The following is a 12,381-nucleotide window of genomic DNA, read 5'->3' as shown; positions in this document are numbered from 1 at the left end:
GGTTCGTTATATGATAGAAGTAAAAAATTTAACCAAGATATATAAGCTTAATAGTAAACAGAAAAAAGAATTAAAAACTAAAGAAAATACTAAGATAGCTGTCAATGATGTTTCATTTACTGCTAATCAAGGTGAGATATTCGGTCTTTTAGGACCTAATGGTGCGGGGAAGACTACAACCCTAAGAAGTATAGTTACCCTATTAAAACCTACTAAAGGTTCTATAAATGTTAATGGATATGATGTTGTAAAAGATAGTTCAGAAGTTAGAAAAAGAATAGGATTTCTGACTAATGAATTAAAATTAGATGAACACTTTACACCTGATTATACAATGGAGTTTTTTGGTAAACTACATGGAATGACTAATGAACAAATAATTTCAAGAAAAAAAGAACTCTTTGATTATTTTAATATTAATAAGTTTGCCGATAAAAAAATTAGTGAATTATCAACAGGTATGAAACAAAAACTTTCTATTGCTGTTAGTGTTGTTCATGATCCTGATATTGTTATATTCGATGAACCAACTAATGGATTAGATATCATTACAGCAAGAGCAGTTGAAGAATATCTAGTAACCCTAAGAGAAAGAGGAAAATTAGTTATCATATCAACACATATTATGACCGTTGCTAGTAAATTATGTGATAGAGTAGCTATTATTATTAATGGAAAAAAAGTTATAGAGGGTACTATAGAAAAGGTACTAAATGATACCAGTACACAAAATCTAGAAGATGCATTCTTTGAATTATATAAGAAGGCTGTTAAGAATGTCTAGATATCTAATTTATTTTAATCAATAAATATGTAAGGAAAGGACGATATTATTATGTTAAAAGATATATTGAAAAAAGAATTAAAAAGAGTTTTTACTGATCGTAGATTAGTTTTTTCAGCATTTATATTACCAGCTCTTAGTATTTTTCTGATTTATACAATAATGGGAAGTATGCTTAGTAATATGATAGATGATATAGAAGAACACACATCTACAGTATACATTCAAAATGCTCCAGAACAGTTTCAAAAAGTTGTAAATGAAGAAGAGTTGAATATGAATATTACTTATATAGATATGAATGAGGATACTACATCAATAAAAGAACAAATCAAAAATGGAGAAGTTGACATGATGGTTCAGTTCGAGGATGGATTTTTAGATAAGGTCAATAATTATAAAAACATCAAATTACCACCAGAGGTAAAAACATTTTACAATCCATCTGAAGAATATTCTCAAGAATCCAGGTCAAGATTTGTTGATAATGCTTTAAATAAATATGAAACTCAGATTTTGACAAATAGATTTGGTGATATAAACAATGTTGTTGCATTTGATGTTGATAGAAATTATAATGAATCAATCGTTGTTGATGAAAAAAAAGCATCGGGTCAAGGAATTTCTATGATATTGCCTATGCTTATAGCGATTATTTTGTTCTCTGGAGCAATGGGTATAGGTATGGATACTATTGCAGGGGAAAAAGAAAGAGGAACAATGGCTACATTATTGTTGACACCTGTTAAGAGGGAGACAATAGCCCTTGGAAAGGTAATTGGTCTAGGGATAGTGGCTATTGTAAGTGCCATAGTTTCATTTGCTGCCATAATAGCTTCAATGCCATTTTCATCAAAAATGTTGACTGGTGGAGCAGACATGAATCTTGGAGCTTTACAATTTTCAAGTTTTCAGTTGATACAGTTATTGATTATTATGATTACTCTTGTTGGTATATATGTAGGACTTATTTGTCTGTTATCTGTTAGAGCTAGAACAGTTAAAGAAGCTGGAACATATGTAACACCAGTATTTATGGTTGTTATGATTGCGGCATTTTCAACTATGTTTGGGGGAGGAGCAACAGAACTTTATCACTATGCTATCCCTGTATATGGAAGTGTTTCTGCATTAAAAGCGGCTTTATCATTTGAATTGACAATGAATCAGTTTTTAGTGACAGCTATATCATCATTTGTTGTTAGTTTAATATTGGTTAGGTTGATAACTCTTACGTTCAATGATGAAAAGGTAATGTTGAATGCATAATAAATATTAGTTATTGAAGTTAAAAACATCTGCTTATATTATTATTGGATATGGATAATAACTGGGTAGATGTTTTTTATTGGGATGAATAGGTTGATTTATAGTATGAAGATTAAAAAAACGTAGTTATATGATGACTTGTATCGTACAATCCGATCGTGAATGTATAGGTATAGGAAATTCGTTCATGTTAAATAATGGAAGAAAATCTAAGTTCGTTCCAAGGTATATTCCTAAAGCTTAAAAACTCCCTACGGTCAAACATTTAAGCTTCTTAACGGAATATACCTTTCCACTCACTAAGATTTTCTAACCATTATTTAAAAGTCACTCATTTCCTATACCTATACATCCACTTGGCTAGGAATATAACTTTTAGCTCTGGGATTATAATGAAAAGTAATAGCATCACCTATAAGACCTTACAGATGGTATTAGCCATAAGGAAATATTATAGAGCTGGCATTTACGGAAGCTGAACATTAAACTTCTGTACGTCAATACTTCAATAATTACAATACTTAAATTATCATCTTCTATATTTTGATACATTGATTTTTCTCTCATTATAATATAGAATATCTAAAAGATTAAAATTAAATATGAATTGAAGATGATGTAGAAAATCCCGACAAATGATATAAGAAGAAAGAAGGAATCCTATTGTTGAAAAAAATATTAGTAATTATTGTAGCAGTACTTATGCTTGTTTCGTGTTCAGCCAGTAAAATGAATATTATTAAAGATACATATTCAGAGGGTAAAATACTTATAAATTATCCACAGTTTGAAAATAAGAATAATAAAGAAGAAATAAAAACATTGAATAAGTTAATAGCAGATGAAGCATTAAAAATTATGAATCAGTATGATATAGATAATTTATCCAGTCTTGAGATTGATTATGAAATTTCATTTTGTAATGAAAAAATAATGAGTATAAAATATTCAGGACTAGGTAATGAAAAAAAATCAGTTTATCCAGATAATATTTTCTATACTACTAATATCGATACCCAAAATCAGACTATATTGAAATTGTCAGATGTTGTTGATATAGATGAAACTTTTTTGGACAAATTCCAAAGTGATAACTTTAGTGCCGTAAGAAGTGAACAGATCGGCCTTTTAGAAGATTTATCTACAGAGGAACTTAATAATAAATTAGCATCAAATAATTTTTATATAAGTGAGAGTACTTTAGGTATAAGTGTGGAGGTAATACATGTTTTAGGTGACCATGCTGAATATGAAATAGAGTTTAATGATATTGATGATAGTGAAATTGAAAGCTTTTATGAGAAGTATATTAATGAAATATAATATTTTTACAGCTATACAAAAAATATAAGCTTTGATATAATCTAAGCGACAGATGAAAACAGTATAAAGTTATGAGAGGAGAAGAATATGTTATATCCATTATTTTTTGAACCAGATTTTAAAGAAAGAGTTTGGGGAGGAACTTTATTACAAGATAAATTAAATAAAGATATTCCTTATGAACATACAGGGGAAAGTTGGGAAGTTGCCTGCCATGATAATGGTAATTCTATTATTAAAAATGGAAGATTAAAAGGAAGAACTTTAAAAGAAGTATTAGAAAACAACTCGGAAGAATTAGTGGGTTATAAAATAGATAGTAATGACAAATTTCCATTATTAATAAAATTTATTGATGCCAAAGACAAACTGTCAGTTCAAGTTCATCCTGAAGATCAATATGCTATGAAATACGAAAATGGTGAATTAGGTAAGAGTGAAGCTTGGTATATCTTAGATGCAGCGCCTGGTGCTAAACTAATAGCAGGACTGAAAGACAATGTTTCTAAAGATGATTTTACAAAAGCTCTTAAGGAAGGACATCTTGAACAAGTTTTAAATGAAGTAGAAGTAGAAGCGGGAGATGTTATCAATATACCAGCGGGGTTTGTTCATGCAATAGAAGATGGTATTTTATTAGCTGAAATACAACAGAATTCAGATACTACATATAGAGTTTATGATTGGAATCGTGTTGGTCTTGACGGTAACATGAGAGAGCTTCATGTTGAGAAATCATTGGATGTCATTGATTTTGAAGGTAAGCATAGTAAAGACGTAGTAACAGGGCTTGGTATAAAAGATGGTGAAAACGAAATAATCTATTATGTGGCTAATAAATATTTTTCATTAGAGAAGATAGGTTTAAAAAGAAAGCTAAAAGAAAGAACAAATAATAAATTTTCTATATACATGTGTATATCAGGTAGCGGTAAAGTAGTATATAATAATATTGAATACGACTTTAGATTAGGAGACTCTTTTATGATACCAGCTTCACTTGGTGATTATGAATTAGAAGGAGACGCTTCATTAGTCAAAACTTATATACCTGATATAGAAAAAGATGTTATTAGTAGATTAGAGATTGCTGGATATAGTAGAGATGATATAAAGAGTCGTGTAAGGATTGACTGATAGACCAGCTTAGAGGAATGATTTTTATGGATAGAATTAAAATAGATATACCTAATTATGCCAAGAATATAATAGATAAACTAACTGACAATGGGTATGAGGCCTATTTGGTTGGCGGATGCGTAAGAGATAGTATCATAGGTAAAAAACCTAATGATTGGGATATAACAACATCTGCATTGCCCAATGAAGTTAAAAGGTTATTTACCAAAACCATTGATACAGGGTTGCAGCATGGAACTGTAACCATACTTATGGATAAACACCCTATTGAAGTTACAACATATAGAATTGATGGGGAATATGAAGATAATAGGAGACCAAACTCCGTTGAATTCACTAATGATCTGGTAGAAGACCTTAAAAGAAGAGATTTTACCATAAATGCTATGGCTTATAACCATATAACAGGATTGGTAGATGCTTTTGGTGGTATAGAAGACTTGGAAAATGGTATTATCCGTTGCGTTGGTAACCCAATAGAAAGATTTAATGAAGATGCACTTAGAATGTTAAGAGCCATTAGATTTTCAGCTCAATTGGGTTATAAGATAAATAAGGAGACCAGAGATGCTATAACAGCGTGTTCATCACTTATTAAAAATGTCAGTATGGAGCGGATACAAGTGGAACTTAACAAGACACTGATATCCAATAACCCTAATATGATAATGGAAATATATGATTGTAATCTAATGGAGTATATACTACCTGAGTTCATGCCATGTATAGGTAATTCTCAGAATCACCCCTATCATAGCTATGATATTCACGAGCACATACTTAGGTCTGTTAATGCTATAAAAGCTGATAAAGCTCTTAGATGGACCATGTTGTTGCATGATATTGGAAAACCAAGAGTAAAAACTACTGACGAATTAGGCATAGACCATTTCTATGGACATGAAGGTATCAGTGCAAAAATGGCTAAAGATATTCTTAAAAGATTAAAATTTGATAATAAGACTATTGATAAAGTTGTCAAGTTAATAGAATTCCATGATATCAGATTAGAAAATAGCTCAAAAAGTATAAGAAGACTATTAAGAAAGTTGGGATATGAATTATTTGATGACTTCGTACTTGTTCAAAGAGCAGATATCAAGGCTCAAAATCCAGATAAGATGGATGATAGACTCTTAAAGTTAGAAAATGCTGAAAAAAAATACGCAGAAATTAAAGAGAAAGAGCAGTGTATAAGCATAAGAGAACTTAAGGTTGATGGAAGAGACTTGATGGAACATGGTATAAAAGAAGGTCGTCAGATAGGAATTATTCTTAATAAACTATTGGATATAGTTATAGAAGAACCAGCTAGAAATGATAAGGAAGAGTTATTAAGAATAGTAGATGAAATAAAAGAATAAAAAATTTTATAATTAATTAGAATTTTGGAACCCCAATATATTGATGTTTGAAAAAAAACAATACAATATATTGGGGTTTTTTATTTTGCCTATATCATTGTAGTAAAATATTAATTTCCTGTCCTCATAATCTGCTTAACTTCTTCATATATTTTAAAGTAGGGCATGGGATTAAGATGTCTTAAATTCTGATAAAAAATATTATAGTTAGGACTAAGTTGAGGTGATTAGATGCTTGAGGAATACAATAACATTTTTGAACAATTTGATGTTAAAGTAAAAAACGGTTATAAAGGACGAGGGGCATATATATTAGATACTAATAAGGGTTTGAAATTATTTAAGGAAATCCGAATGCATCGAGAAAAAATAAAATTTATGTATGAAATAGAAGAATATTTACATGAAAATGGATTTAGTAATATTGATAGACTAACACTATCAAGAGATAATAATCCGTATTGTGAAGATGATGGTACAGTTTATATTATGAAAAATTGGGTAAACGGGAGAGAAATATTCTTTAATGATGAGGAAGAGATATATGATTCTGTTAAAAATTTAGCTATATTACATAAATGTGGTACTAATTTTCCAAGATGTAATAGATATAAAAACTACGTGAAATTAGGCACATTATCAAGTAAGTTAGATAGACATAATATTGAGTTAGTTAGAATTAGAAATAAAATTCGAAAAATTGGTAAATGGTCCGAGTTTGATATTTGTTTTTTAAGCAGCTTTAATTACTATTATCAAAAAGCAGCAGAAGCACTTTCATTGATAGAATTATCAGAATACAATAATTTAGTAGATCAATATTATAATAAAAATGTCATTATACACGGACAATATATACATCATAATATATTAGTCAGTAATAAAAAAATATATACGATGAATTTTGAATACTGTAATATAGACCTTCCAGTAATTGATTTATATCGTCTCCTTAGAAAAGTATTAGAAAAAAATGAATGGAATATACAATTAGGTATTAAAGCAATTGACAAATATGTAAGTATTAATCCATTGAGTAAAGGAGAATTAAATATACTTCTTTATCTTATTATGTATCCAGAGAAATTCTGGAAAATCAGCAACTATTACTTTAATCTAAATAGAGCTTGGAAGCCAAAACAGAGCCTAGTGAAGATTAATAAATTAATTAATCAAAAAGATAAAAAAGAAGACTTTATAAAAGCATTGAAGAAAAACTTAGAAGTTAATTGGTAGATTTCATCATCTGCGATTATCATTGTTAACATTTTTATCCATTTCTTCGTAAGTTATACAAGGTAATGTAATTGTAGCTGTTAATCCTTTTGGATTATTTTCTGTAAATAAAATGCCATAAGATTCACCATAATAATTTTTAATTCTTTGATTGACATTTTTTAACCCATACGAACGATTATGGATGGATTCATTATTTAATAAATAATTAAGTGTATCTACATCAGCACCTATGCCGTTATCTTGTACTTCAATTATAATGGTATCTTCTTTTTTTATGCAGTTAATACCTATAAAACCAGGTTCATCCGTTGGTTCAATACCATGAATAATGGCATTTTCAACTAAAGGTTGAAGGGTAAGCTTTACAATGGAGCATTCTTTTATAGCATCATCACAGTAAATAGAATAGTCAATTATATTTGGAAAGCGTATTTTTTGAATAGTTAAATAACTTTCTGTTTGAATTAATTCGTTTTTTAGAGGAATAATTGTTTTGCCTTTACTTAAACTATATCTAAAAAAATCAGATAAAGATGTAACCATAGTACTAATATCTTCAGCATCATATTTTAATGATAACCAGTTAACAGCATCAAGGGTATTATATAAAAAATGAGGATTTATTTGAGCCTGTAAAGCTTTGAATTCAGCTTCTTTTTTCAGTTTTTCAGTTTCTGTTAACATTTTTATGAGATCTCTAATCTTTTTGTTAGTTGCATTATAATGATTAATCAGATAGCTAAATTCATCGTTAAAATGATAGTCTTTAATTTCCACATATAAGTTGTCCGCATCAAGTGAAGACATGGAACTAATCAGTTTTTTTATGGGATTAGATATTCGATTAGCCAAAAATAAAGCAATTATGAAACTAAATAAAAGGATAATAATGACGACTAATTTAATTAGTTGTTGTATTTGATAAATATCCTGATTAATTTCATTAAGTGGTGTTAATGAAACAATTTTCCAATTAAAGTTAGGTATGGATGTAGTTGATAAAAGCGTTTTAGTACTCATGTTGTCAACAATATTTGTTGTAAAACTATTTTCTGAATAAATGTCAGGTAAAGATGATAAATAAGAGTCTTTACAGGATGTAAAAATTAAATCTTTCTGTGTGCTCGATATAATGATATTATCTTCATTGATTAAAAATAGCTGGCTGCCTTTTGTAGGCTTTAAACTGGTTAACATATTAGTAATCTCATCCATAGGTAATTCAATGGTTACTAATGTTGAAAAAGTAAGATTATAATTTTTTAACCCATATAATCGCCGAACATAATTCACACCTTGAGGTAAGTTCCTGTTCTGACTTTTTGGAAAATACATGATATGAGGGCTCGAGTCAGCAGGAACATCCACATACCAGGGGGTTGATTGTACAATGGAAAGATCAAATACATTAGATGGAAATTTGTAAGTACCAAAACCATTATTATATACATAGAGCTTAGCTTGAGATTGATTGGAATAATCCAACGTTGACGTATAGGTATTCAGAATATTTTCAAATTCTGATGACTGAGTTATACCCGTAATATCATTTACAAACTTATATTTTAAAAAAAGATAAAAGTAACGGCGTGTAGATGGTGAATAAGACAATAAGTCAATCATTTTATCATCTAAATATATTTGATTAACAACTTTATCGATAAGATTAATCTCCTTTAAAATATTATTTTCAAGTAGATGAAAGTTCATTTGAAGGATATTTTGGGTTTTTTTAGTTAAATTTTCCGTTGATTTTGTATAAAAAATCGAAGAGATAATTCCAGTTGGAATTATCGCTAATATTATAAAAAATAAAATAAGTTGATTTTTAATTGTGGAAAATTTAACGCTACAGTATTTTAAAATAGATATTATCTTTTTCATAGTATCACCATATGGCAAAGTATTGTCATGAATATCTTTCATGTAAGATTAAAATAAAAAAAGTATTACAAAAAGTATACATGAATCTTACTATGTTTTCAAGCACAACTGGACTAAAATTTTATCCTCTTTTTTTTACACCATTGAATAGGGGATTATCCAGTCAATTTTTTATCGGAATTTTGAAGGATGCATACCTGTAACTTTTTTAAATACAGTACTAAAGTAGTAGGGGTTATCAAACCCAACCATTTCAGCAACTTCAAAAACTTTGAAGTTGCTATCTTTGAGAAGTTCTTTTGCAGCATTTATTCTTACGTCTGTGAGGTATTTTGTAATAGTTAAGCCAGTATCTTTTTTAAAGATTTGACTGATATAGTTTGGTGTTAGTCCTATTTGATCTGATATTAATTTAACCGTTAAATTGTTAGTATATTGCTGTCTTATAATTTCTCTAACTTGATTGATAACATATGTATTTTTTTGATTAACTTTATGGCTAAAATAAGCTGTAATTTCCTCAAAAAGTTTTATAATGTATATTTTTAAATCATCATAGGTATCTAATTGATAGATGAAATTGGATAGATGGATAGGTTCTCCAACAATGTTATTCATTTGTTCTTGTATTTCATATAAAGAACGTGCGGTAATAAAAATAAGTTCTGTAAATATGTTTTTTGTATATTCCTCTGTTTTATAAGAAGAACTTTCAATATAGGCGAAAATTTCAGAAAGAACATCATTAACAGTAGTCAGGTTACCTATTTTAATCCCATTTATAAGTTTTTCCCCTATTACGTGAAGCTGAACATATTCTAGAGAAACAGGTTTATAGGATAAATCTTCTGCATTAATAATGGTATTAATCCCTGAATAAAATTTATATTCTAGAGACGTTTCGGCTGATTTATAGGAATCAAATAAGGATAATATTGATTCCACTTTTTTACCAATACCTATCGAAACTTTTATTTGAATATAATGATTGAGTGATGTTAATATGTCTTCACAAATACGGTTAATATCATTCATATTATCATAATTAAATATTATAATAAACTCACTTTCATTCTGGTTAAAACAAATACCTTGACTATAGTTAGTTAAGATTTCATTTATTATATTAATGATAGACATTAATATAAGTTCATAATTTTCTTCATTATTTTGAGAAAAAATAATGTCTATTTCATCGATAACCATCTTACATAATATATATGGATTAGAATGGGTAAAAGGTATATTCAAGAAGTCACATTTGTCATAAATTGTTTTTTCGTTAGAGTATTTTCTGAATACAATATTACTGAGAAATCGCTCCTTTATAGCGGGCATATGGCTGTAAAGCTGGTTTTTAAGTTCTTTAAATTTAACGGCATGTTCTTTCTCATCATGGATGGCTTTGACCACATTTTCAACAATTTCGATTAACTTCTTTTTTTTGATAGGTTTTAATAAATATCCCTCAGCATTTAGCTCTATAGCTTGCTGAGCATAAGAAAAATCTTCAATACCACTGATAATGATAATTCTTGTTTTACTATTCTGTTGAGATAGCTTTTGGGCCACTTGGATACCAGATAAATGAGGCATTCGAATATCAGTAAATAGGATATCCGGTTTAAGTTCTTGACATGCATGGAGGGTCTCCATTCCATTTTTAGTCGACGCTACTATTTTTATTTTATAATCTTCCCATGGAAGGATATTTTTGAGGCCTTCTCTTACAAGAATTTCATCATCAGCTATAATCATTGTTAACATTTTTATCCACTCCTCATAAGTTATAAAAGGTAATGTAATTGTAATTTTTTATTTAAACGATATCTAAAATCCGATAAAGATGTAACCATAAAGATAAAATGAATAAATTAAGACATTATCTCTTTATGTAGAGTTATATTAAAAGAGTTTTACAAAAAGTATACATGATTCTTAATATGTTTTCAAGCACAATTGGACTCGTTTTATGATGAGATTTTTAGATTACTTGAAAATGTAAAGTAAGTATTGTAAAATAGTAGGGATTACAATGGAGATAAGTCAATAACCTTGAGTGAAGCGAAAGGAATGATTTTATAAATGAAAATACGATTATCATTCATTATAGGAGTGATTATTTTATTAAATGTGGGATGTGGAAGTAAAAATGCCATACACAAACATATTGAATTAGAAGAACAAAGTGAAGATAGTATTACTTTTATGATCAAAGTGATGGGAGATAAAAAAACACCATTAGAAAAATTAATAGAAGATTATAATAAAACAAGTGATGTGAAAATAAATATTAAAAAAGTGGCTTATGATGAATACCAATATGTTCTTAATATGAAGATGCTATCCCATGACAAACCAGATATTTTTATGCTTGAGAAAGACTGGGTGGATACATATGTTGAGAAAGACTGGTTGTTACCTATCGATATATATATGGACAAACAATTTAATAAACCATATAATTATGTCTTACCACTAGGGATGAGCACCTATCGCTTGGTTTATAATAAAGATATATTTAGAGAAGTTGGACTGGATCCAGAAAAACCACCCAAAACGTTAGAAGAATTATATGAATACGCTATTTTTATAAGTAAAATGAAAATTGGGGATAGTTATGGTTTTGCCTTATATTTAAAAGATGAAGAAAGCGGTTTTATGAGTCTTTTAGAAGATGTGAATAAAATGATTGGTCGTGATTATTATAATCACCACCAAAATAAGTATGATTTTACAATCTATAAAGATTGGTTTGAAAAGATGATTAAGATAAGACAAGAAAGTGGAACTCTAGAGTATGCAATGGAGTTAAAAAAAGATAGTGTGATGAAACAATTTTCCGAAAGCAATATTGGCATGATGATTATATCCAATGAAGATTACTTTTGGCTGGCTTCTCAGGAAGATATGAATATAGGAATAAGTCAAGTTCCAATACTTAGTCAAGAAGATATAGCAGATGACAACATAAGTATACCTGGTATGCTTATTGGAATAAATAAGGAATCAGAACATGGGGAAGACATCTTGAAGTTGTGTAACAAATTAACATCTAAAGAGTGGGGAACTTATATGTATGAAGAAGGGTATATCATGCCTACATATAATATGAAACTGGAAGAATTACATTCCTTTGAGGACGTAAAAACACCAAAGGAATTTCTGCCAGAAAAAGAAATGTTATTCGATGAATGTCATATACTTGACAATGAGCAAGAGAGAATAAGGTTTAATATTTATCACGAAATATTAAAGGGGGAAAGGACCGTAGATGAGGGATTAGCTGATATTACGAATATGCTTAATGAAATAGCCCTTACAAAATAGAAATGAATAGGGTACTAAGAGGGGCTGTTGCACTAACGCAAGTTAGTG

Annotated in this window: 9 protein-coding genes; 7 read left to right on the top strand and 2 right to left on the bottom strand. The window is 28.9% G+C overall.

The genetic code is table 11. The annotated features are described in order from the left end of the window. Positions 1-10: 10 nt before the first annotated feature. The 6 genes from AACQ14_RS02875 (at position 11) to AACQ14_RS02850 (ending at position 7,116) form a co-directional block, all read left to right on the top strand. A complete protein-coding gene (locus AACQ14_RS02875) occupies positions 11-784 on the top strand; it encodes an ABC transporter ATP-binding protein (RefSeq protein ID WP_339362057.1) in 774 nt (257 codons plus the stop codon). 51 nt (positions 785-835) lie between these two features. Then, a complete protein-coding gene (locus AACQ14_RS02870) occupies positions 836-2,053 on the top strand; it encodes an ABC transporter permease (RefSeq protein WP_339362056.1) in 1,218 nt (405 codons plus the stop codon). Between the two features lie 663 nt (positions 2,054-2,716). Then, the gene (locus tag AACQ14_RS02865; protein ID WP_339362055.1) at positions 2,717-3,376 is read left to right on the top strand and encodes a polysaccharide deacetylase family protein; all 660 of its coding nucleotides are present in this window, start codon (positions 2,717-2,719) and stop codon (positions 3,374-3,376) included. 87 nt (positions 3,377-3,463) lie between these two features. After that, positions 3,464-4,513, top strand: a complete 1,050-nt coding sequence (locus tag AACQ14_RS02860) for a type I phosphomannose isomerase catalytic subunit (RefSeq protein WP_339362054.1) — start codon at positions 3,464-3,466, stop codon at positions 4,511-4,513. A 26-nt stretch (positions 4,514-4,539) separates the two neighbouring features. Then, positions 4,540-5,880 carry a CCA tRNA nucleotidyltransferase gene (locus tag AACQ14_RS02855; protein ID WP_339362053.1) on the top strand — a complete coding sequence of 447 codons (1,341 nt, stop codon included), beginning with the start codon at positions 4,540-4,542 and terminating at the stop codon, positions 5,878-5,880. Positions 5,881-6,111: 231 nt separating this feature from the next. Beyond that, positions 6,112-7,116, top strand: a complete 1,005-nt coding sequence (locus tag AACQ14_RS02850) for a CotS family spore coat protein (RefSeq protein ID WP_339362052.1) — start codon at positions 6,112-6,114, stop codon at positions 7,114-7,116. A gap of 6 nt (positions 7,117-7,122) precedes the next feature. Here the strand turns inward: AACQ14_RS02850 and AACQ14_RS02845 are convergent, their stop codons facing one another. Continuing rightward, on the bottom strand, positions 7,123-8,829 hold the full coding sequence (locus AACQ14_RS02845) for a sensor histidine kinase (RefSeq protein ID WP_339362051.1): 1,707 nt from the start codon (positions 8,827-8,829) through the stop codon (positions 7,123-7,125). 345 nt (positions 8,830-9,174) lie between these two features. Beyond that, complete coding sequence (locus AACQ14_RS02840; protein WP_339362050.1) at positions 9,175-10,770, bottom strand: response regulator; 1,596 nt, start codon at positions 10,768-10,770, stop codon at positions 9,175-9,177. A gap of 318 nt (positions 10,771-11,088) precedes the next feature. Between AACQ14_RS02840 and AACQ14_RS02835 the strand changes: the two genes are divergently transcribed. Then, a complete protein-coding gene (locus tag AACQ14_RS02835) occupies positions 11,089-12,333 on the top strand; it encodes an ABC transporter substrate-binding protein (RefSeq protein WP_339362049.1) in 1,245 nt (414 codons plus the stop codon). Positions 12,334-12,381 lie beyond the last annotated feature (48 nt).

This window comes from Vallitalea maricola (assembly GCF_036985595.1).
GTDB classification, from domain to species: Bacteria; Bacillota; Clostridia; order Lachnospirales; family Vallitaleaceae; genus Vallitalea; species Vallitalea maricola.
This window is presented reverse-complemented; position numbering and strand designations above follow the sequence as displayed.